Source organism: Pseudomonas sp. fls2-241-R2A-110 (assembly GCF_030209165.1).
GTDB lineage: Bacteria > Pseudomonadota > Gammaproteobacteria > Pseudomonadales > Pseudomonadaceae > Aquipseudomonas.
Map to the genome: position 1 here is coordinate 42,269 of NZ_JARVSN010000028.1, position 20,245 is coordinate 62,513.

A 20,245-nucleotide genomic window follows, 5' to 3' on the forward strand; every position below is an offset into this window, starting at 1 on the left:
TCGCATTTCCTCAGGAAGAACTCGGTTGCCTGTGGGAGCGGGCTTGCCCGCGATGAGGTCAGTCCAGGCAGCACAATGTCCCCAGGTAAACCCTCTATTTCAAACGTCTGCAAAAGTTGGAAGGCTTCTTGCAATAGCCGCCCTGCGCCTGCTCTGGGCGTCAAAAGTTTGCTTTAAAGAAACGGGGAAAACCGGTGGATCGCTCTCAGTTACTCAACACTGCCCGCACAAACGTTGCCGAGTTAAGTCGGGGCAATCTGGGTGTGCCGTTGTTGCTGCTGGTCATGCTGGCGATGATGATGTTGCCGGTGCCGCCGTTTCTGCTGGACGTGTTCTTCACGTTCAACATTGCGCTGTCGATCGTCGTACTGCTGGTTTGCGTGTACGCCTTGCGGCCGCTGGATTTCGCCGTCTTCCCGACCATCCTGCTCGTGGCGACGTTGATGCGCCTGGCGCTGAACGTGGCCTCCACGCGGGTGGTAATGCTCCATGGTCAGGAAGGGCATGCCGCCGCAGGTAAGGTGATCCAGGCCTTCGGTGAGGTGGTGATCGGCGGTAACTACGTGGTCGGTATCGTGGTCTTCGCGATCTTGATGATCATCAACTTCGTCGTGGTGACCAAGGGTGCCGGGCGGATTTCCGAGGTGAGCGCGCGCTTCACCCTCGATGCGATGCCCGGCAAACAGATGGCCATCGACGCCGACCTCAACGCCGGCCTGATCGATCAGAACCAGGCCAAGCTGCGCCGCATGGAAGTCGCCCAGGAAGCCGAGTTCTACGGTTCCATGGACGGTGCCAGCAAATTTGTGCGCGGTGACGCCATCGCCGGTCTGCTGATTCTGTTCATCAACCTGATTGGCGGCATGGCGGTCGGGATCTTCCAGCACGGCATGAGCTTCGGCGACGCCGGCAAGGTTTACGCGCTGTTGACCATTGGTGACGGTTTGGTGGCGCAATTGCCATCACTGCTGTTGTCCACAGCGGCCGCGATCATGGTGACCCGTGCTTCCGGTTCGGAAGACATGGGCAAGCAGATCGGTCGCCAGATGTTCGCCTCGCCGAAAGCGTTGGCCGTCGCCGCAGGTTTGATGGCGGTGATGGGGCTGGTGCCCGGCATGCCGCACTTCTCCTTTCTCAGCATGGCAGCCCTGGCGGCCGGCGGTGCGTACCTGTTCTGGAAAAAACAGAACGTGGTCAAGGTTCAGGCCTTGCAAGAGGTCAAGCGCCAGCAGGAGCTGCTGCCATCGCCGGCCCGCGCCATGGAAACCAAGGAGCTTGGCTGGGACGACGTGACGCCGATCGACATGATCGGGCTGGAAGTCGGCTATCGCCTGATCCCGCTGGTTGATCGCAATCAGGGTGGTCAGTTGCTGGCGCGGATCAAGGGCGTGCGCAAGAAGCTCTCCCAGGACCTGGGCTTCCTGATGCCGACTGTGCACATCCGTGACAACCTCGACCTCGCGCCGAGTGCCTATCGCCTTACGTTGATGGGGGTGATCCTGGCGGAAGCGGAGATTTACCCGGATCGCGAACTGGCGATCAACCCGGGGCAGGTCTACGGCACGCTCAATGGCATAACCGCCAAAGATCCGGCTTTTGGTCTGGAGGCGGTCTGGATCGAAATCAGTCAGCGCGCCCAGGCTCAATCGCTGGGTTACACCGTGGTCGATGCCAGCACGGTCGTGGCGACCCACTTGAACCAGATTCTTTACAAGCACTCGAGCGAACTGATCGGTCACGAAGAAGTCCAGCAACTCATGCAATTGCTGGCCAAAAGCTCACCCAAGCTGGCTGAAGAGCTGGTGCCGGGTGTGGTGTCGCTGTCGCAACTGCTCAAGGTGTTGCAGGCGTTGTTGGCTGAACAGGTGCCGGTGCGCGACATTCGCAGCATCGCCGAGGCCATCGCCAACAATGCCGCCAAGAGTCAAGATACCGCCGCGCTGGTCGCTGCGGTGCGCGTCGGCGTATCCCGTGCAATCGTCCAAAGCATTGTGGGGACTGACTCCGAGCTGCCAGTTATCACTCTGGAGCCAAGGTTGGAACAGATATTGCTCAATAGTCTTCAGAAGGCAGGACAAGGCTCGGAAGAGGGCGTTCTGTTGGAGCCAAGCATGGCTGAGAAGCTGCAACGCTCGTTGATCGAAGCGGCGCAGCGTCAGGAGATGCAAGGTCAGCCGGTGATTCTGCTGGTGGCCGGTCCGGTTCGCGCAATGTTGTCGCGATTCGGCCGACTGGCAGTCCCGGGTTTGCATGTGTTGGCTTACCAGGAAATTCCTGACAACAAGCAAGTGACCATCGTTGCGACAGTAGGGCCCAACGGCTGAGGTAGTGGTTTATGCAAGTTAAGCGTTTTTTCGCCGCCGATATGCGTCAGGCCATGAAACTGGTTCGTGATGAGCTGGGCGCTGATGCCGCCATTATCGGCAATCGCCGGATCGCCGGCGGTGTCGAACTGACGGCTGCCCTCGATTACAAATTGTCGGCGCTGGCCCCTCGTGTTCCGAACATGGAACTCGAGGATGAGCTGCGCAAGACCCAGTCGCGGATCGTCACCGCCCAGGCCGAATTGAGCCTGCGTGGCGAAGGCGAGACCGACGGCGACAAAACCACCAATCGGCAGTTGTTCGCCGGTCTGCCGTTGACCGCCGCCGAACCGCTGATCGAGCCAACTTACACCCAACCCCGTCGTGCAGCGCCGGCCCCTGCGCCAGCGGCAGGCGGCGTCGATCCTCGGGCGTTCGACTCGATGCGTTTCGAGCTCAACAGCCTGCGCGAACTGATGGAAGTACAACTCGGCTCCCTGGCCTGGAATCAGCTGCAAGGCAGCCGCCCGGCCCAGGCCAACCTCTGGCGTCGACTGCAACGCATCGGCTTGTCCGGTCCGTTGTCGCGCGATCTGCTGGCAATGATTACCGATATTGAAGAACCTCGTCAGGCCTGGCGCATGCTGCTGGCGCACCTGGCGCGGATGATCGCCACACCGGAAGTCGAGCCACTGGAAGAGGGCGGCGTGATTGCCATGGTCGGCCCCGCCGGCATGGGCAAGACCACCACCCTGGCCAAGCTCGCGGCGCGTTATGTGCTCAAGTACGGCGCGCAAAACATCGCGCTGGTGAGCATGGACAGCTACCGTATCGGTGCTCAGGAACAACTCAAGACGCTGGGCCGGATCCTCAATGTGTCGGTGACCCACGTTGATCCGGGCCAGTCGCTGGTCCAGGCACTGGAACCCTTGCTGCGCAAACGCGTGGTGCTGATCGATACCGCTGGCCTGCAGGCCAGCGATCCGGCACTGCGCATGCAGCTCGAAAGCCTGGCCGGACGAGGCATCAAATCAAAAAATTACCTGGTGTTGGCAACCACCAGCCAAAAACAGGTTCTAACCGCCGCTTATCACAGTTACAAACGCTGCGGGCTCGCTGGCTGCATCCTGACTAAACTGGATGAAACGGCAAGTCTGGGAGAGGTGTTAAGCCTGGCAATCAGTCATGAATTGCCGGTGGCCTACCTGACGGATGGCCCGCGGATTCCGGATGATTTGCATCTGCCGCGTCGTCATCAGTTGGTCAGTCGCGCCGTTAGCGTGCAAATGCAGGAAGAACCCAGCGAAGAAGCCATGGCTGACATGTTCGCTGATATTTACCACAGTCCGACCAAGCAGGTTGGCTGAGGTAGTAATGAACAGTTTTCATACCTACATCGATGGTCTGCCATGCATTGTTCCGTTTGAGAACGCGCAGCCAGTAATGTGGCCTCCGTCTATGCAAGACAAGGTAAAGAAATAACATGGGCAGCATGCATCCCGTACAGGTGATCGCGGTGACCGGCGGCAAGGGTGGCGTCGGCAAGACTAACGTGTCAGTGAATTTGTCACTGGCCCTGGCTGAGCTCGGCCGTCGCGTCATGCTGTTGGACGCCGACCTGGGGTTGGCGAACGTTGACGTCCTGCTGGGACTGACACCCAAACGTACCCTGGCCGACGTGATCGAAGGCCGCTGTGAGCTGCGCGACGTTCTGTTGCAGGGCCCCGGCGGCATCCGCATCGTCCCGGCCGCGTCCGGCACCCAAAGCATGGTTCATCTGAGCCCGGCTCAACACGCCGGCCTGATCCAGGCCTTCAGCGACATCGGCGACAACCTCGATGTCCTGGTGATCGATACAGCTGCAGGTATTGGTGACTCGGTAGTCAGTTTTGTTCGCGCCGCGCAAGAAGTCTTGCTGGTGGTGTGCGACGAGCCGACCTCGATCACGGACGCCTACGCACTGATCAAGTTGCTGAACCGCGATTACGGCATGAACCGCTTCCGCGTGCTGGCCAACATGGCGCAGAGCCCGCAGGAAGGTCGCAACCTGTTCGCCAAGTTGACCAAGGTCACGGATCGCTTCCTTGACGTCGCCCTACAATACGTCGGCGCCGTGCCTTACGACGAAAGCGTACGCAAGGCCGTGCAGAAGCAGCGCGCCGTCTATGAAGCCTTCCCGCGCTCCAAATGCGCCCTGGCGTTCAAGGCGATTGCGCAGAAGGTCGATACCTGGCCGTTGCCTGCCAACCCGCGTGGGCACCTGGAGTTTTTCGTTGAGCGTCTCGTGCAACAGACCGCAGGACCCGTCCTATGACAGCCAGTGGCTACAACCTCTACAAGAAGTCGGCACGTGACGCGCAGTACGAGCTGATCGAGCGTTACGCGCCACTGGTCAAACGCATTGCTTACCACCTGCTGGCACGTCTGCCAGCCAGTGTTCAGGTTGAAGATCTGATCCAGGCCGGAATGATCGGCCTGCTTGAAGTGTCGACCAAATATGACGCCAGCAAGGGCGCGAGTTTCGAGACATACGCGGGCATTCGAATCCGCGGCGCGATGCTCGATGAAGTTCGCAAGGGGGACTGGGCGCCACGTTCGGTCCACCGCAATACCCGCATGGTCAGCGACGCAATTCGCTCTATTGAAGCTAAAACCGGTCGTGACGCTAAAGATCACGAAGTTGCGGCCGAACTCCAATTGAGTCTCGACGATTATTACGGGATTTTGAACGACACCCTGGGCAGCCGGTTATTCAGTTTCGACGATCTGTTGCAGGACGGCGAACACGAAGGGCTGCACGAGGATGGCGCGAGTGCACATCTGGAACCGTCACGCGATCTGGAAGATGAACGCTTCCAGGCGGCGCTGGCGGACGCGATTGCCAATTTGCCGGAGCGTGAGCGACTGGTGTTGGCGCTGTACTACGACGAAGAGCTGAACCTCAAGGAAATCGGTGAGGTCCTTGGGGTCAGCGAATCCCGGGTCAGCCAGTTACACAGCCAGTGCGCGGCCCGCTTGCGGGGGCGTTTGGGGGAGTGGCGAGCGCGCTGAAGGCAGTGTGGGGACACTGCGAGCGGGACCGGTGCGGGATTAGCTGCACCGGTCGCGATCTGTTGTGCTCCAGACAGTCATCGAGTGCATTGCCGGATTGATTGAAATGGCGTGTCCAGGTGCTGGGCGCGTTTAAGACTGCTTGGAGGTCGAATTGGACAAGAACATGAAAATCCTCATCGTTGATGACTTCTCAACGATGCGGCGGATCATAAAAAACCTGTTGCGTGACCTTGGGTTCACCAACACGGTCGAGGCTGACGATGGCACTACCGCCATTCCGGTTCTCAACAGCGGCAGCATCGACTTTCTGGTAACGGACTGGAACATGCCTGGCATGACCGGCATCGATCTGCTGCGCCACGTGCGCGCCGATGAAAAGCTCAAGCACCTGCCAGTGCTGATGGTCACCGCTGAAGCCAAGCGCGAGCAGATCATCGAAGCGGCCCAGGCCGGTGTTAACGGCTATGTGGTCAAACCCTTCACGGCCCAGGCGTTGAAAGAAAAAATCGAAAAGATTTTCGAACGCATCGGTTGAGACACTGCGTCACCGGGGGAGCTATGGACAATAACGAATCTTCACAGGGCGATTTTGAATCGACCCTGAAAAAACACGCGGTCGAATTGGTCAACAGCCTTGAAAAGGGCAAGTTCGGCGACGCAGTGCAACTGATCCATGAGCTCAATCAGACCCGTGACCGCGGCCTGTATCAGGAGGTGGGCAAGCTCACTCGCGAGCTGCATAGCGCGATCGTCAATTTCCAGATTGACCCGAACATGCCGCAAGCCGAGGAAGTGTCCCAGATCACCGATGCCGCCGAGCGTCTGGGGTACGTGGTCAAGCTGACCGAGGCCGCCGCCAACCGCACCATGGATCTGGTGGAGAACGCCACACCGCTGGTCAACGGCCTGAGCCAGGAAGCCCAGGCGTTGAGCGCGGATTGGGGGCGGTTCATGCGCCGTGAAGTCGGGGCTGAAGAGTTCCGCGAACTGGCTCGTCGGGTCGACGGTTTCCTGACACGCAGCAGCGAAGACAATCGCACGGTGTCGAGCAACCTCAACGACATCCTGCTGGCTCAGGATTACCAGGACCTCACCGGTCAGGTGATCAAGCGTGTGACCCAATTGGTCACCGAAGTTGAAAGCAATCTGCTCAAGCTCGTGCTCATGGCCAGCCAGGTAGACCGCTTTGCGGGCATCGAGCATGACCGTGAAGCGATGCTGGCTGAAAAAGATCCACAAAAACATCTCTCTCAGGGTGAAGGTCCGCAGATTCATGCCGATAAAAGAGAAGACGTTGTGTCCGGTCAGGACGATGTGGACGATTTGTTATCCAGCCTAGGATTTTAGAGTTTCAGCATTCTAGGTTTTTTAGGTTTTTAGACCTTTAGGAGCACCCCCCTTAATGAGCTTCGGCGCCGATGAAGAGATCCTTCAGGATTTCCTGGTTGAGGCCGGCGAGATTCTAGAGCAACTGTCCGAACAGCTGGTCGAGCTTGAAAGTCGACCTGATGATGCGGACCTGCTCAATGCAATTTTTCGCGGTTTTCACACTGTAAAAGGGGGCGCCGGCTTCCTCCAGCTCAACGAGCTGGTGGAGTGCTGTCACATCGCCGAGAACGTGTTCGACATCCTGCGCAAGGGTGAGCGGCGCGTCGACTCGGAACTGATGGACGTTGTTCTCGAAGCGCTGGATGCGGTGAACAGCATGTTCACCGAAGTCCGCGAACGCAGCCCGATTACGGCTGCGACGCCAGAATTGCTTGCGGCACTGGCCCGTCTGGCCGAGCCGCAGATGGCCGACGAAGCTGCACCGGTGGCCGAAGTGGTCCAGGCTCCGGTTGTTGAAGAGTCGGGCGACATCACCGATAACGAATTCGAACAACTGCTGGACTCGCTGAACGCCGTCAAGGCTCAGGCTGAAGCGCCGTCGGCGGCACCCGTGCAGTCGGCACAAGCGGCGGCCAGTGATGAAATCACCGATGCCGAGTTCGAGTCGTTACTCGATCAACTGCACGGCAAAGGCCAGTTTGCTGTCGATGCGGTGGCAGCGCCTGCTCCTGCGGCACCGGCTGCCCCGAAGGCGGCAGGCGACAGCTCCGACATCACCGACGACGAATTCGAGGCATTGCTCGACCAGTTGCACGGCAAGGGCAACTTTGCCGTTGATGCGCTGGAGTCGGCCATTGCCTCGGTTCCAGCCCCGGCTGCGCCGACCGCTAAAGCGGCTGGCGGTGATCTGATCTCCGATCACGAATTCGAATCACTGCTCGACGAATTGCATGGCAAAGGCAAGTTCACCGAAGTGGGCACCGGCACCGTGGTGACCGCTCCTGCCGCCAAGGCGCCTGCTGCCGCAGCGAAACCAGAACCTAAAGTTGAAGCGCCGAAACCGGCTGCCGCTGCTGCACCGGCACCGGCTCGCGCCGCGCCGTCCGCGCCGCCACCGGAAAAACCGGCGAGTGAAGCCGAGACCACCGTGCGGGTCGATACCGCGCGTCTCGACGAAATCATGAACATGGTGGGCGAACTGGTATTGGTGCGTAACCGCTTGGTCCGTCTGGGCCTCAACAGCGGCGACGAAGCCATGTCCAAGGCCGTGTCGAACCTCGACGTGGTCACGGCCGACCTGCAGACCGCGGTGATGAAGACCCGGATGCAACCGATCAAGAAGGTCTTCGGGCGCTTCCCGCGTCTGGTTCGCGACCTGGCTCGCCAGCTCAAAAAAGAGATCATCCTGGAGCTGGTCGGCGAAGAGACCGACCTCGACAAGAACCTCGTCGAGGCCCTGGCCGACCCGCTGGTCCACTTGGTGCGCAACGCGGTCGACCACGGCATCGAGTCGCCGGAAGAGCGCGAAGCCTCGGGCAAGTCCCGCGGCGGCAAAGTGATCCTCGCGGCCGAACAGGAAGGCGACCACATCCTGCTGTCGATCTCCGATGACGGCAAAGGCATGGACCCCAACGTCCTGCGTTCCATCGCGGTAAAACGCGGTGTGATGGACAAGGACGCGGCCGATCGCCTGAGCGATACCGAGTGCTACAACCTGATTTTTGCACCCGGGTTCTCGACCAAGACCGAGATCTCCGACGTGTCGGGCCGTGGCGTGGGCATGGACGTGGTGAAAACCAAGATTTCCCAGCTCAACGGTTCGATCAACATCTACTCGACCAAGGGCCAGGGCTCGAAGATCGTCATCAAGGTCCCGTTGACCCTGGCGATCATGCCGACGCTGATGGTCATGCTCGGCAACCAGGCGTTTGCGTTCCCGCTGGTGAACGTCAACGAGATCTTCCACCTCGACCTCTCGACCACCAACGTGGTGGACGGCCAGGAAGTGGTGATCGTGCGGGACAAGGCGCTGCCGTTGTTCTACCTCAAGCGCTGGCTGGTCAGCTCCGCCGCTCACGAAGAGCAGCGCGAAGGCCATGTGGTGATCCTTTCGGTGGGCACTCAGCGGATCGGCTTCGTCGTCGATCAATTGGTGGGCCAGGAAGAAGTGGTCATCAAGCCATTGGGCAAAATGCTCCAGGGAACCCCGGGCATGTCGGGCGCCACCATTACCGGTGACGGTCGCATCGCGCTGATTCTCGATGTTCCGAGCATGCTCAAGCGTTACGCCACGCGGCGTATTTGATTCTGGTGGAGCGGGGCGACCAAGCCTCGCTCCGTCTAACGGAGTGTTTATGGCAGTCAAAGTCCTGGTGGTGGACGATTCGGGGTTTTTCCGCCGCCGCGTCTCGGAAATTCTTTCAGCGGATCCGAATATCCAGGTCGTCGGTACGGCGACCAACGGAAAAGAGGCGATCGATCAAGCGCTGGCCCTCAAGCCAGACGTGATCACCATGGACTACGAGATGCCGATGATGGATGGCATCACAGCGGTGCGGCACATCATGCAGCGCTGCCCGACCCCGGTGTTGATGTTCTCCTCGCTGACCCACGAAGGCGCTCGCGTTACCCTCGATGCGCTGGACGCCGGTGCAGTGGATTTCCTGCCGAAGAATTTCGAAGACATCTCCCGTAACCCGGAGAAGGTCAAGCAACTGCTGTGCGAGAAGATTCTCAGCATCTCGCGCAGTAATCGTCGTGCCAACACCTACAGCGCGCCGGCCCCGGTCGCCGCGCCAGCCCCTGCGCCTTCGAGCGTCAGTAGCTACGGCAGCAGCGTGCCTGCGCGTCCGGCAGCGGCACCGGTTCCGGCGCGTAGCTATGCCCCGACATCGGCCCCGACATCGACGGGCCCGTCCTCGCCAGCGCCGAAACGCAAAGCCTACAAACTGGTGGCCATCGGCACGTCCACGGGCGGTCCGGTTGCCTTGCAACGGGTGTTGACCCAGCTGCCGGCCAATTTCCCGGCTCCGATCGTGCTGATCCAGCACATGCCGGCCGCCTTCACCAAGGCGTTCGCCGAGCGTCTGGACAAGCTGTGCCGCATCAGCGTCAAGGAAGCCGAGGATGGCGACATCCTGCGTCCGGGCCTGGCGCTGCTGGCGCCGGGTGGCAAACAAATGATGATCGACGGCCGTGGCGCGGTGAAAATCCTGCCGGGCGACGAGCGTCTCAATTACAAACCGTGCGTGGACATCACCTTCGGTTCGGCAGCCAAATCCTACGGCGACAAAGTTCTGGCGGTCGTACTGACCGGCATGGGCGCCGACGGTCGTGAAGGGGCGCGTCTGCTCAAACAGGGTGGCAGTGCAATCTGGGCCCAGGATGAAGCGAGCTGCGTGATCTACGGCATGCCGATGGCCATCGTCAAAGCTGACCTCGCTGACGCGATCTACAGCCTGGACGACATTGGCAGGCACCTGGCCGAGGCGTGCATCTGATGGATGTTTTAAGCCTTATCGGGATCATCATGGCGTTCGTCGCCATCGTTGGTGGCAACTACCTGGAAGGTGGTCACCTTGGGGCGCTGGCCAACGGCCCGGCCGCGCTGATCGTCATCGGCGGGACCATTGGCGCAGCCTTGTTGCAATCGCCGATGAGCGCCTTCAAGCGCGCCTTGCAAATCCTTGGCTGGATTCTGTTTCCCCCCCGCGTCGATCTGGCCGGTGGCGTTGATCGCGTAGTGAACTGGAGCCTGACGGCTCGCAAGGAAGGTTTGCTCGGTCTGGAAGGTGTGGCCGATGCCGAACCCGACAGCTACTCGCGCAAAGGCCTGCAACTGCTGGTGGATGGCGCCGAGCCTGAAGCGATTCGCAGCATTCTGGAAGTGGATTTCTACACCCAGGAAAGCCGCGACATCGAGGCCGCCAAAGTCTTTGAAAGCATGGGCGGCTACGCGCCGACCATCGGCATCATCGGTGCGGTGATGGGCCTGATTCATGTCATGGGCAACTTGGGCGATCCTTCGCAACTGGGCAGCGGCATTGCCGTGGCCTTCGTTGCGACCATCTACGGCGTGGCCAGTGCCAACCTGGTGTTGCTGCCGATTGCCGCCAAGCTCAAGTCTGTCGCGTTGCGCCAGTCGCGTTATCGCGAAATGTTGCTGGAAGGGATCCTGTCGATCGCCGAAGGTGAAAACCCTCGCTCTATTGAGTTGAAGCTTCAGGGCTTCATGGATTGATGGGGGATATGGATCATGGCTCGTCGTCGCCAACCTGAAGAGCATGTAAACCACGAGCGCTGGTTGGTTTCGTACGCCGACTTCATCACGTTGCTGTTCGCGTTCTTCGTGGTGATGTACTCGATTTCGTCGATCAACGAAGGCAAGTACAAGGTCATTTCCGAGGCGCTGATCGGAGTCTTTACCGACAGCGATCACGCCCTCAAGCCGATTCCGATCGGTGAAGAGCGACCGCTGACGGTGACCCCGGCCAAACCGCTGGTCAAAGACGCCGAGCAGGTTGACGCAGGTATTGCCGGAGCCAGCGATCCGCTGAAAAGCATCGCCGATGACATCAGCGCGGCGTTCGGCGACTTGATCAAGTCCAACCAGATGACCGTGCGCGGCAACGAGTTGTGGGTCGAGATCGAACTCAACTCCAGCCTGTTGTTCGGCAGCGGCGACGCCATGCCCAGCGACATGGCGTTCAACATCATCGACAAGGTTGCGCATATTCTGAAACCGTTCGACAACCCGATTCACGTCGAAGGCTTTACCGACGATCAGCCGATTCGTACCGCGCAATACCCGACCAACTGGGAGCTGTCCTCGGCTCGTTCGGCGAGCATCGTGCGCATGCTGGCGATGCAGGGCGTCAACCCGGGTCGCCTGGCGTCGGTGGGCTACGGCGAGTTCCAGCCAGTGGCCAATAACGCCACCGCCGAGGGCCGGGCACGCAACCGTCGCGTTGTGCTGGTCGTGTCGCGAAATCTCGATGTACGCCGCAGCCTCACGGGCACCGGAACCGCTAATGCAAAACCGGACGCCGCGTTGAAGCGTGCTGGCACACAAACTGCACCGACCCCGGTCAAGTCGCCGGGACGAGAGAGCGCCGTCAATTCTCCGTCACCTGTATTAACACGTTGAGCTATTTCTCGATCGACCTTGTCGATCGGGAGGAACAATCCGAATGAGAGTCTGGGCCGTTGCCAATCAAAAGGGTGGTGTTGGTAAAACCACTTCCTCTATCGCTTTAGCCGGTTTACTGGCGGAGGCGGGCAAGCGCGTGGTCGTGGTCGATCTCGATCCGCACGGCTCCATGACCAGCTACTTCGGCTACGACCCCGATAGCCTCGAACACAGCAGCTACGACCTGTTCCTGCACAAGGGCAGCGTGCCCCAAGGCTTGCCCGGTCAATTGCTGCTGCCGACCAGTCATGAACATATTTCGCTGTTGCCATCGAGCACTGCGCTGGCCACGCTTGAACGCCAGTCGCCGGGCCAGAGCGGTTTGGGCCTGGTGATCGCCAAGAGCCTTGCGCAGTTGTGGCAGGACTTCGATTACGCCGTCATCGACAGCCCACCGTTGCTCGGCGTGCTGATGGTCAATGCCTTGGCGGCGAGCCAGCAATTGGTGATCCCGGTGCAGACCGAGCACCTGGCCGTCAAAGGCCTGGAACGCATGGTCAACACCCTGGCGATGATCAACCGCTCACGTAAAGTGGCGTTGCCGTTCACCATCATTCCGACCCTGTTCGACCGCCGCACCCAGGCTTCCCTCGGGACGCTTCGGGTGCTGCGCGACAAATACCCGGAAGAAATCTGGCAGGGCTACATCCCGGTCGATACCCGTCTGCGTGATGCCAGCCGGGCGGGGCTGACGCCTTCGCAATTTGATGGCAAGAGCCGTGGCGTTCTCGCGTACCGCGCATTGCTCAAGCATTTGCTGGCCGCACAACTTGTCCCGCAGGTGGCGTGAGATGAATCGGCCGGTGAAAATCACGTCGCGCCCGCAACTTGCGCTCCAGTCTTACCTGGACAGCTTGCTGATGGAGGCGACCGAAGAATTGCCGCTGGAAGTCGAGGCGGTTGCTCAAGTCATCGAGGTCGTTGAAACGGTCGAGGTTGAAGCGGCGCTGGATGAATTCCAGGCGGCGGTGCTCGAGGAGCAGGCCCGCGATGCGCACCAACCGGCTGTCGTCGCGGCCCCGGTTACCCCCGTCGTTGAGCCAGCGCCGGTCGCGGTGATCGAAGCGCCGGCACCGATTCTGGCACCGGTCTCCACGCTCGCGCCGCTGCTGCAAACCCTGGTGCCGCCGGTCGTCGAAGTCCACCTGCCGCCGAGCAACACGCCGCCACCGGTGGAAACCGACGGTCGTCCGTCATGGGCCGCCGAACCGTTCGAATGCCTGCTGTTCGATGTCGCCGGATTGACCCTGGCGGTGCCGCTGGTGTGCCTGGGGTCCATTTATTCCCTGGCAGGCCACGAGCTGACGCCGCTGTTCGGCCAACCGGAATGGTTTCTCGGAATCCTGCCGAGCCAGGCCGGCAACCTGAAAGTCCTGGACACCGCGCGCTGGGTCATGCCCGACCGCTACCGCGACGATTTCCGCCAGGGCCTGCAATACGTCATTTCGGTTCAGGGTTACGAATGGGGGCTGGCGGTGCACCAGGTCAGCCGTTCGTTGCGCCTGGACCCGAACGAAATCAAATGGAGAAGTCATCGAGGTCAGCGGCCGTGGCTCGCCGGCACGGTGATTGAGCACATGTGTGCGCTGCTGGACGTTTCCGAGCTGGCCGAGTTGATCGCCAGTGGCGGGGCAAAGCACATGAGCGGCAGCAAGCCGCTACATAAACCGACAAAACAGCCGACATAACAAGTATGCGACGGCATTGTTGAATGCCGCCACACAGAACACACGCCGCCAGAAGCGGTTTTTCGAGGGGTCAGGGTATGAGTAATCAAGCGACGAATGCAAAAGGTTCTGAAGATCCGATCCTGCAATGGGTAACCTTCAAACTGGACAACGAAACCTACGGCATCAACGTGATGCGCGTTCAGGAAGTCCTGCGTTACACCGAAATCGCCCCGGTCCCGGGTGCTCCGAGCTACGTGCTGGGCATCATCAACCTGCGCGGTAACGTGGTCACCGTGATCGACACCCGTCAGCGCTTCGGCCTGATGAATGCCGAAATCAGCGACAACACCCGTATCGTCATCATCGAAGCCGACAAGCAAGTGGTCGGGATCATGGTCGACAGCGTGGCCGAAGTGGTCTACCTGCGTCAGTCGGAAATCGAAACCGCGCCAAACGTCGGTAACGAAGAATCCGCCAAGTTCATTCAAGGCGTGTGCAACAAGAACAACGAACTGCTGATCCTGGTCGAGCTGGACAAGATGATGAGCGAAGAAGAATGGTCGGATCTGGAGAACATCTGATTGATTCTTGAGGTAGCGGTCATTGTCCTGTTCCTATTCTGGGCAGGCACGCTGGCAATGTTTCTGGCGTACATTCGCGCTCAACGGCTGCTAGCCGCGCAACAGGCCCAGGGTGACGCACTGCGCGATCAGCGCATCAAGGACCTGGGCAAGCGCGTCGACGACTATCAAAGTGGCAGCGTGCGCATGGGTGAAGCCCTGCACGAACTGCGCGCCGTGGTCAGCCCTCTGCCGGACAAACTGGCCCAGCTGGAGCAGCGTGACCCCTCGAGCCTGTCGTTTGCCCAAGCGGCGCGGCTGGTGGGGATGGGCGCTACCGTTGACGAACTGACTCAGTCTTGCGGCTTGACCCAGGCTGAGGCGGAGTTGATGCGTAAGCTACATAAAAACTGACAAAACTGATCGCGAGAAGGCTCGCTCTCACAGGTGATGGGGTAAAACGCAAATTGCGTGAACGCCGCCAACCCCTGTAGGAGCGGGCTTGCCCGCGATGGCGTCCTCAAATCCTGCGCAATCATCACTGCGCTGCGCCACACCCTCTGTTTCTTCAATCCTGCGCTAATCCCTTGCCTACAACCTTTCCGGACTTCGCCGATTTGTGAAAGTGGTCTATCGTCGGTAATCGCTTTCGGTCGCTGCAGGTCATCCGTTGGTTCTATTCGCCTGCAGTCACAATAAAGCTCTAACTCCAAGGCTTTCCATGCTCGATATCCTGCAAAACACACCGCTTTGGGTTTATGCGGTTTTTTTGATAATCAGCTATTTCGGCGTCATGGCTTGCTTCAGGAATCATGAGTCGAAAAGGTCATTGCAGATAACACCGATGATCTTTGTCACGATCTCCCTGGCGTCCCTGGAGTTCTCGCAGGGTATCGCAGTGCCGTTGTCGATTTACTCGTTGGGCTTGTTGGCAGGAGGGATTACAGGGCTGCGCTTCTATTCGTACAACGACGTTGAGCGCGAGGGTGATCGGTTGGTGCTGGGTGGCACGATCAAAGTGCTGCTGGTGTACTGGGGCTTCTTTGCCTGGCGTTATTACAACGGATATCAGGCGGCGGTGCATCCCGAGCTGGCCAACGAAGTGTCGGTGATTGCAGGTGCAGCGCTGGGGGCTGGCCTGATCAATGGTTTGATCATCGGCCGCAGTTTAAGGCTATTGCGTTTTTTCAAGACCGATAGCGTTACAGCGGCATAGTAGATCGGGAGGTTGCACGAGCGTTGATATTGGCGGAGCGGCCCGGATCCCTGTTCTCGACGTCTCAGTAATCATCCCCGCGCTCGGTAACGTCTTTCTCCACCCTCGGCGCATTCGGATCATGCCCCGCCGGAAACTTGCCCTTAAGATTCCAAGCAAACGCAATAATCTCGGCAATCGTGCGATACAACTCCTCCGGAATACTCTCCCCCAATTCCATCCGCGCCAGCAGCTTCACCAGCTCGGCGTTTTCATAGATTGGCACTTCGTAATCGCGGGCAATCTGCAGAATGGCTTCGGCCAGTTCTTCATCGCCTTTGGCCGTGAGGGTCGGGGCGTGGGTGCCGTCGTATTTGAGGGCGATGGCCTGGCGTGGGGTGTCATTATTTCTCATGCGGTTTCGTCGACCCAGCGTTGTTCGAGGCGGGTTTGGGTGCCTTGTGGCGGTGCGCCGAGGTGGCAGTCGAGATCGCCAACGTTCAGTCCGCAATCCAGCAGGCGCTGGCGCAGCGCGGCCAGATTGCTTTCGATCAGGCTCGCGGTGTACGGCCGTTCAGCCCAGAGCTGGCTGGACAGGCTGCCCTTGATTAACTGCGCCTGAATCTGCAATGGGCCCAGGGGCTCCATGTCAAACGCCAGGTCTACGCGCCACAGTTGCTGTTTCGGCTCGCGTTCGTCGCGGCGTTCGTGCGGTGGTTCTTTTTCGGGCGCTTCTTCGCGCTGGAACTTGACCTGCAACGGCACGATGTCCTGCAGGTTGCGCATCGGGATTTCCAGTTGCCAGGTGCTGAGCAATCGACCATCGTCCGTCACGCCAGTCTGTTCCAGGCTCGACAGTTGATGGCTTTGCAGGCGTGAAACCGCCGCCGCAGCCAGGCGCAACAAATGCTCCAGATCGTTTTCACCGTCCTGGCTCTGCAGCAGGCGTTCGGGGAGCGGGAAACTGGTCGGTTGCGGTTTGGCGCTGACCTGGCCGAGCATGCCGAGGGCGCTGCGCACGAAGCTTGGCATGCTCTGGACCAACGTATTGGCGGCGATGATCGCGTTGAGAGTGGTATTGGCCGGCAGCCCTGGCGTCAGTTGCGCGATCAGCTTGAGCAGATTGCCTTTCATGTCCGGCGCCAGCGTCGGGTTCTGGCCGGTGAGCAATTTCGCTTCAAGGAACAGGCCGCTATTGGCCAGCGCTTGAGCGAGGCCTTTGGGCGTACTGAGTTGTTGAACGTCCGGCAAACCGGCCAGCAGTTTTTCCACGGCACTGCGCAGGTCGCTGGACGTCTGGTCCGACGGCGACAGGTTTTGCAGCGCGTTGATCAATCCATCCAATGACCCTTGGCGGCTCTGCTGGCTGACCAGTTGCTGGGTGATCGCCAGTTGCTCTTGACGGTTACTCAACGGCACGAATTTCAATGTTTGCGTGTCCTGCACCAAGGCGCTCAACAGGGTGCCGATGCGCAAGGGCGTCGGGCTGTCGATGCTCAGCGTGCTGCCACTCAACGCGGTGTTGAGCAAGCTCACCATCGAGCGAAACACCGTGGGCTGGCCCGGCACCTGCGGCAGCACTTGCGAGGTCAGCACTTTGCCTTGCAGCAAGGTGCCGACCGGGAGTTGCGCCGTATCGATGCGGGTGAGGGTGGCCACGCTGGACGCGATGGCCTGTTGTACGGTGATCGCCAGGTTGCTCGCCGACGGTTGGGTAATTGCCAGGCTGGTGCCTTGGGGCAGCGGTTGGGTGCTGGTGGCCTGAACCGTGGTCTGACGGCCGCTATCCAGGGTGACTTTGAGCAACAGTTGAAAGCTCTGATCCGCCTGCTTGAGCGACAGCACTTCGGCCTGGGCCGTTTGGCCGGCGCTGATCAGGCCCTCCATCGGCGTCATCAGCTTGAGCAGGTCGCCACTCGTCACCAAGGGCCGCGATGTCGCGGGCGTGGTCTGCGGTAGCGGGAGGATGTTCATTTCGCCTGTCATACGCGGTCACAACCTGAGGAAAATGCACTCTTTAGAGTAGGGCATGGCATGTATAATGCCGCCCGTCTTTCGGGGAGTGGCGAAAACATTGCAATTGTTTGACACAGCTCTCTAGAACAGGCCGCCAATGCATCTATGCTGCATCTCTTTAGCGGCCGCTGTGCCGCCGACTTGAACCGCAAAAGGCCCGTGATCTCTTGACCAGTCCAGTCCTGCAAACCGTTGCCCTCGCTTGTGAGCGAGACCTTCGGCTGCTCTTCGAAAATCTCGATTTGAGACTGGCCAGTGGCGAAATGGTACAAATCAGCGGTCCCAACGGCAGTGGCAAAACCAGCCTCCTGCGCTTGCTGTCCGGCTTGATGCAGCCGACCGCCGGTCAAGTGCTGCTCAATGGCCAGCCGCTGAACGATCAGCGGCTCGAGCTGGCGCGCAACCTGCTGTGGATCGGCCATGCCGCCGGGATCAAGGATTTGCTGACGCCGGAAGAGAACCTGAGCTGGCTCTGCGCCTTGCATCAACCCGCGACTCACGACGCGATCTGGCAGGCGCTGGGTGCTGTCGGCCTGCGCGGCTTCGAGGATGTGCCCTGTCACACGCTGTCCGCCGGGCAGCAACGCCGTGTGGCGCTGGCGCGTCTGTACCTGGACAGCCCGCCGCTGTGGATCCTCGATGAACCGTTTACCGCGCTCGACAAACAAGGCGTGGCGCAACTCGAAGAACACCTGGCCGGCCACTGTGAGCGCGGCGGCATGGTGGTGCTGACCACTCACCATACGTTGAGCCGGATGCCGGCCACCTATCGCGACATTGATTTGGGGAAATGGGCCGTATGAGTGTTTTCGGCCTGTTGGTCGCCCGTGAGGCCCGTCTGCTGTTCCGCCGTCCGGCGGAGCTGGCCAATCCGCTGGTATTCTTTGCGATCGTGGTGTCGCTGTTCCCGCTGGCTGTCGGACCTGAGTCTCAATTGTTGCAAACCTTGTCTCCAGGGCTGGTCTGGGTGGCGGCCCTTTTATCGGTCTTGCTCTCGCTGGACGGGCTTTTCCGCAGTGATTTCGAGGACGGTTCCCTGGAACAGTGGGTCCTTTCGTCGCACCCCTTGCCTCTTCTGGTTTTGGCCAAGGTACTGGCACACTGGGCCTTCTCTGGCCTGGCACTGGTTTTGCTCGCTCCACTGCTGGCGTTGATGCTCGGTTTGCCAACCGCTTGTCTGCCGGTGTTGCTGCTTTCCTTATTGCTCGGTACACCGGTGCTGAGCCTGCTCGGTGCGGTGGGCGCAGCCCTGACGGTAGGATTGAAGCGCGGCGGTCTATTGCTGGCCCTGCTGATTCTGCCGTTGTACATCCCGGTATTGATTCTCGGCAGTGGCGCCTTGCAGGCAGCCTTGCAGGGCATGCCGGCGACCGGTTATCTCTTGTGGCTTGGTAGCCTGACCGCCCTGGCGATAACCCTGACACCTTTTGCAATAGCTGCTGGCCTGAAGATCAGCGTCGGCGAATAATGAGGTCTGGTCAAGATTTGATCAGTAAAGACCCTGGGCTGCTTGTAATAACGAGCAGCCACCGTGATGGAAACAGTAATGAACTGGACCTGGTTTCATAAGCTCGGCTCGCCCAAATGGTTTTACGGCATCAGTGGCAAACTGCTGCCGTGGCTGAGCATCGCCGCGTTGCTGCTGATTGGCGTCGGCGTCGTCTGGGGCCTGGCCTTCGCGCCGCCGGATTACCAGCAAGGCAACAGCTTCCGCATCATCTATATCCATGTTCCGGCTGCCATGCTGGCTCAGTCCTGCTATGTCATGCTGGCCGTGTGCGGCGTGGTCGGGCTGGTGTGGAAGATGAAACTGGCCGACGTCGCCCTGCAATGCGCGGCACCCATCGGTGCCTGGATGACCGCCGTGGCGCTGGTCACTGGCGCGATCTGGGGCAAACCGACCTGGGGCTCGTGGTGGGTCTGGGATGCGCGACTAACGTCCATGCTTATTCTGCTGTTTCTGTACTTCGGTCTCATTGCGCTGGGCAACGCCATCAGCAATCGTGACAGCGCCGCCAAGGCGTGCGCGGTATTGGCGATTGTCGGCGTGATCAACATCCCGATCATCAAGTACTCGGTGGAGTGGTGGAACACCCTGCACCAGGGCGCGACCTTCACCCTCACCGAAAAACCGGCCATGCCCGCCGAGATGTGGCTGCCATTGCTGCTGACGGTGCTGGGTTTCTACTGTTTCTTCGGCGCGGTATTGCTGCTGCGCATGCGCCTTGAAGTGCTCAAGCGCGAAGCCCGGGCGAGCTGGGTAAAAGCTGAAGTGCAGAACAGTCTGGAGGCCGTTCGATGAGTTTTGCTTCATTCGGCGACTTCCTCGCCATGGGCCATCATGCCCTGTATGTCTGGTCAGCCTACGGCATCTGCCTGGCGGTGCTGGTCCTCAACGTGGCGGCGCCGATCCTGGCCCGCAAGCGGTATCTGCAACAAGAGGCGCGTCGTCTGCGCCGGGAGAACGGCAAGTGAATCCGCTGCGCAAAAAGCGTCTTATCATCATTTTCGCGATCCTGGTCGGTGTCGGTGCGGCCGTTGGCCTGGCCCTGAGCGCGCTGCAACAGAACATCAATCTGTTTTACACCCCGACCCAGATCGCCAACGGCGAAGCCCCGCAAGATACGCGCATCCGCGCTGGCGGCATGGTCGAGAAGGGCTCGCTGCAACGTTCCGGCGACTCGCTGGACGTCAAATTCATCGTCACTGACTTCAACAAATCCGTGACCATCACCTATCGCGGCATCCTGCCGGACCTGTTCCGCGAAGGGCAGGGCATCGTTGCCCTCGGCAAGCTCAACGCTGACGGCGTGGTGGTCGCTGATGAGGTGCTGGCCAAGCACGACGAGAAGTACATGCCGCCCGAAGTGACCAAAGCGTTGAAAGACAGCGGTCAGTCGGCGCCGACACCTGCGAAAGAGGGTTAATTG

The 20,245-nt window shown here is 60.0% G+C and carries 22 protein-coding genes; 20 read left to right on the forward strand and 2 right to left on the reverse strand.

Annotated features, from left to right (window positions below; all coding sequences use genetic code 11):
• The first annotated feature begins 194 nt into the window (after nucleotides 1-194).
• The 15 genes from flhA (at nucleotide 195) to QRN31_RS23265 (ending at nucleotide 15,320) form a co-directional block, all read left to right on the forward strand.
• A complete protein-coding gene (flhA, locus tag QRN31_RS23195) occupies nucleotides 195-2,324 on the forward strand; it encodes a flagellar biosynthesis protein FlhA (RefSeq protein ID WP_285434785.1) in 2,130 nt (709 codons plus the stop codon).
• 11 nt (nucleotides 2,325-2,335) lie between these two features.
• Nucleotides 2,336-3,670: a flagellar biosynthesis GTPase FlhF gene (flhF, locus tag QRN31_RS23200; RefSeq protein WP_090181562.1), complete on the forward strand. Its 1,335-nt coding sequence runs from the start codon at nucleotides 2,336-2,338 to the stop codon at nucleotides 3,668-3,670.
• Nucleotides 3,671-3,786: 116 nt separating this feature from the next.
• Nucleotides 3,787-4,617 carry a flagellar synthesis regulator FleN gene (fleN, locus tag QRN31_RS23205; protein ID WP_003222917.1) on the forward strand — a complete coding sequence of 277 codons (831 nt, stop codon included), beginning with the start codon at nucleotides 3,787-3,789 and terminating at the stop codon, nucleotides 4,615-4,617.
• A complete protein-coding gene (gene fliA / locus QRN31_RS23210; protein WP_007894214.1) occupies nucleotides 4,614-5,354 on the forward strand; it encodes an RNA polymerase sigma factor FliA in 741 nt (246 codons plus the stop codon). The genes fleN and fliA overlap by 4 nt, the downstream gene beginning before the upstream one ends.
• 166 nt (nucleotides 5,355-5,520) lie before the next feature.
• Nucleotides 5,521-5,892, forward strand: a complete 372-nt coding sequence (locus QRN31_RS23215; protein ID WP_003183998.1) for a chemotaxis response regulator CheY — start codon at nucleotides 5,521-5,523, stop codon at nucleotides 5,890-5,892.
• Between the two features lie 23 nt (nucleotides 5,893-5,915).
• On the forward strand, nucleotides 5,916-6,704 hold the full coding sequence (locus tag QRN31_RS23220; protein ID WP_285434787.1) for a protein phosphatase CheZ: 789 nt from the start codon (nucleotides 5,916-5,918) through the stop codon (nucleotides 6,702-6,704).
• 55 nt (nucleotides 6,705-6,759) lie between these two features.
• On the forward strand, nucleotides 6,760-8,991 hold the full coding sequence (locus QRN31_RS23225) for a chemotaxis protein CheA (RefSeq protein ID WP_285434789.1): 2,232 nt from the start codon (nucleotides 6,760-6,762) through the stop codon (nucleotides 8,989-8,991).
• Nucleotides 8,992-9,040: 49 nt separating this feature from the next.
• Entirely contained in the window at nucleotides 9,041-10,186 is a 1,146-nt protein-coding gene (locus QRN31_RS23230; protein WP_285434790.1) for a protein-glutamate methylesterase/protein-glutamine glutaminase, read from the forward strand.
• Nucleotides 10,186-10,926 carry a flagellar motor protein gene (locus QRN31_RS23235; RefSeq protein WP_285434792.1) on the forward strand — a complete coding sequence of 247 codons (741 nt, stop codon included), beginning with the start codon at nucleotides 10,186-10,188 and terminating at the stop codon, nucleotides 10,924-10,926. Before QRN31_RS23230 ends, QRN31_RS23235 begins: the two co-directional genes overlap by 1 nt.
• Before the next feature lie 15 nt (nucleotides 10,927-10,941).
• On the forward strand, nucleotides 10,942-11,832 hold the full coding sequence (motD, locus tag QRN31_RS23240; protein WP_285434793.1) for a flagellar motor protein MotD: 891 nt from the start codon (nucleotides 10,942-10,944) through the stop codon (nucleotides 11,830-11,832).
• Nucleotides 11,833-11,875: 43 nt separating this feature from the next.
• Nucleotides 11,876-12,664 carry a ParA family protein gene (locus tag QRN31_RS23245; protein WP_208671867.1) on the forward strand — a complete coding sequence of 263 codons (789 nt, stop codon included), beginning with the start codon at nucleotides 11,876-11,878 and terminating at the stop codon, nucleotides 12,662-12,664.
• Nucleotide 12,665: 1 nt separating this feature from the next.
• A complete protein-coding gene (locus QRN31_RS23250; RefSeq protein ID WP_285434794.1) occupies nucleotides 12,666-13,562 on the forward strand; it encodes a CheW domain-containing protein in 897 nt (298 codons plus the stop codon).
• 77 nt (nucleotides 13,563-13,639) lie between these two features.
• Nucleotides 13,640-14,125 (forward strand): chemotaxis protein CheW, encoded by a 486-nt coding sequence (locus QRN31_RS23255; RefSeq protein ID WP_008155806.1) that lies wholly within the window; start codon nucleotides 13,640-13,642, stop codon nucleotides 14,123-14,125.
• Nucleotides 14,126-14,518: a DUF2802 domain-containing protein gene (locus QRN31_RS23260; RefSeq protein ID WP_222585257.1), complete on the forward strand. Its 393-nt coding sequence runs from the start codon at nucleotides 14,126-14,128 to the stop codon at nucleotides 14,516-14,518. It abuts the gene before it with no gap.
• A 307-nt stretch (nucleotides 14,519-14,825) separates the two neighbouring features.
• A complete protein-coding gene (locus tag QRN31_RS23265) occupies nucleotides 14,826-15,320 on the forward strand; it encodes a DUF6622 family protein (RefSeq protein ID WP_350310392.1) in 495 nt (164 codons plus the stop codon).
• A 64-nt stretch (nucleotides 15,321-15,384) separates the two neighbouring features.
• On the opposite strand, the gene QRN31_RS23270 is transcribed toward QRN31_RS23265, so the two are convergent.
• Nucleotides 15,385-15,714 carry an EscU/YscU/HrcU family type III secretion system export apparatus switch protein gene (locus tag QRN31_RS23270; protein WP_285434797.1) on the reverse strand — a complete coding sequence of 110 codons (330 nt, stop codon included), beginning with the start codon at nucleotides 15,712-15,714 and terminating at the stop codon, nucleotides 15,385-15,387.
• Nucleotides 15,711-17,285 (reverse strand): flagellar hook-length control protein FliK, encoded by a 1,575-nt coding sequence (gene fliK / locus QRN31_RS23275; RefSeq protein WP_285434798.1) that lies wholly within the window; start codon nucleotides 17,283-17,285, stop codon nucleotides 15,711-15,713. Before fliK ends, QRN31_RS23270 begins: the two co-directional genes overlap by 4 nt.
• 197 nt (nucleotides 17,286-17,482) lie before the next feature.
• Here fliK and ccmA point away from each other — a divergent pair, with 197 nt between their 5' ends.
• The 5 genes from ccmA (at nucleotide 17,483) to ccmE (ending at nucleotide 20,242) form a co-directional block, all read left to right on the forward strand.
• Complete coding sequence (ccmA, locus tag QRN31_RS23280) at nucleotides 17,483-18,118, forward strand: cytochrome c biogenesis heme-transporting ATPase CcmA (RefSeq protein ID WP_285434799.1); 636 nt, start codon at nucleotides 17,483-17,485, stop codon at nucleotides 18,116-18,118.
• Nucleotides 18,115-18,783 (forward strand): heme exporter protein CcmB, encoded by a 669-nt coding sequence (ccmB, locus tag QRN31_RS23285; RefSeq protein ID WP_090188533.1) that lies wholly within the window; start codon nucleotides 18,115-18,117, stop codon nucleotides 18,781-18,783. Before ccmA ends, ccmB begins: the two co-directional genes overlap by 4 nt.
• A 78-nt stretch (nucleotides 18,784-18,861) precedes the next feature.
• Nucleotides 18,862-19,617 (forward strand): heme ABC transporter permease, encoded by a 756-nt coding sequence (locus QRN31_RS23290; protein ID WP_090181584.1) that lies wholly within the window; start codon nucleotides 18,862-18,864, stop codon nucleotides 19,615-19,617.
• Entirely contained in the window at nucleotides 19,614-19,790 is a 177-nt protein-coding gene (ccmD, locus tag QRN31_RS23295) for a heme exporter protein CcmD (protein WP_027922383.1), read from the forward strand. The genes QRN31_RS23290 and ccmD overlap by 4 nt, the downstream gene beginning before the upstream one ends.
• Complete coding sequence (gene ccmE, locus QRN31_RS23300) at nucleotides 19,787-20,242, forward strand: cytochrome c maturation protein CcmE (protein WP_019692353.1); 456 nt, start codon at nucleotides 19,787-19,789, stop codon at nucleotides 20,240-20,242. The genes ccmD and ccmE overlap by 4 nt, the downstream gene beginning before the upstream one ends.
• The last annotated feature ends 3 nt before the right edge of the window (nucleotides 20,243-20,245 follow it).

Bases quoted from the DNA above. Each gene is read 5' to 3' on its own strand.
- flhF (WP_090181562.1), top strand. From the start codon at position 2,336: ATGCAAGTTAAGCGTTTTTTCGCCGCCGATATGCGTCAGGCCATGAAA.
- fleN (WP_003222917.1), top strand. From the start codon at position 3,787: ATGGGCAGCATGCATCCCGTACAGGTGATCGCGGTGACCGGCGGCAAG.
- fliA (WP_007894214.1), top strand. From the start codon at position 4,614: ATGACAGCCAGTGGCTACAACCTCTACAAGAAGTCGGCACGTGACGCG.
- QRN31_RS23215 (WP_003183998.1), top strand. From the start codon at position 5,521: ATGAAAATCCTCATCGTTGATGACTTCTCAACGATGCGGCGGATCATA.
- QRN31_RS23220 (WP_285434787.1), top strand. From the start codon at position 5,916: ATGGACAATAACGAATCTTCACAGGGCGATTTTGAATCGACCCTGAAA.
- QRN31_RS23225 (WP_285434789.1), top strand. From the start codon at position 6,760: ATGAGCTTCGGCGCCGATGAAGAGATCCTTCAGGATTTCCTGGTTGAG.
- QRN31_RS23230 (WP_285434790.1), top strand. From the start codon at position 9,041: ATGGCAGTCAAAGTCCTGGTGGTGGACGATTCGGGGTTTTTCCGCCGC.
- QRN31_RS23235 (WP_285434792.1), top strand. From the start codon at position 10,186: ATGGATGTTTTAAGCCTTATCGGGATCATCATGGCGTTCGTCGCCATC.
- motD (WP_285434793.1), top strand. From the start codon at position 10,942: ATGGCTCGTCGTCGCCAACCTGAAGAGCATGTAAACCACGAGCGCTGG.
- QRN31_RS23245 (WP_208671867.1), top strand. From the start codon at position 11,876: ATGAGAGTCTGGGCCGTTGCCAATCAAAAGGGTGGTGTTGGTAAAACC.
- QRN31_RS23250 (WP_285434794.1), top strand. From the start codon at position 12,666: ATGAATCGGCCGGTGAAAATCACGTCGCGCCCGCAACTTGCGCTCCAG.
- QRN31_RS23255 (WP_008155806.1), top strand. From the start codon at position 13,640: ATGAGTAATCAAGCGACGAATGCAAAAGGTTCTGAAGATCCGATCCTG.
- QRN31_RS23265 (WP_350310392.1), top strand. From the start codon at position 14,826: ATGCTCGATATCCTGCAAAACACACCGCTTTGGGTTTATGCGGTTTTT.
- QRN31_RS23270 (WP_285434797.1), bottom strand. From the start codon at position 15,714: ATGAGAAATAATGACACCCCACGCCAGGCCATCGCCCTCAAATACGAC.
- fliK (WP_285434798.1), bottom strand. From the start codon at position 17,285: ATGACAGGCGAAATGAACATCCTCCCGCTACCGCAGACCACGCCCGCG.
- ccmB (WP_090188533.1), top strand. From the start codon at position 18,115: ATGAGTGTTTTCGGCCTGTTGGTCGCCCGTGAGGCCCGTCTGCTGTTC.
- QRN31_RS23290 (WP_090181584.1), top strand. From the start codon at position 18,862: ATGAACTGGACCTGGTTTCATAAGCTCGGCTCGCCCAAATGGTTTTAC.
- ccmD (WP_027922383.1), top strand. From the start codon at position 19,614: ATGAGTTTTGCTTCATTCGGCGACTTCCTCGCCATGGGCCATCATGCC.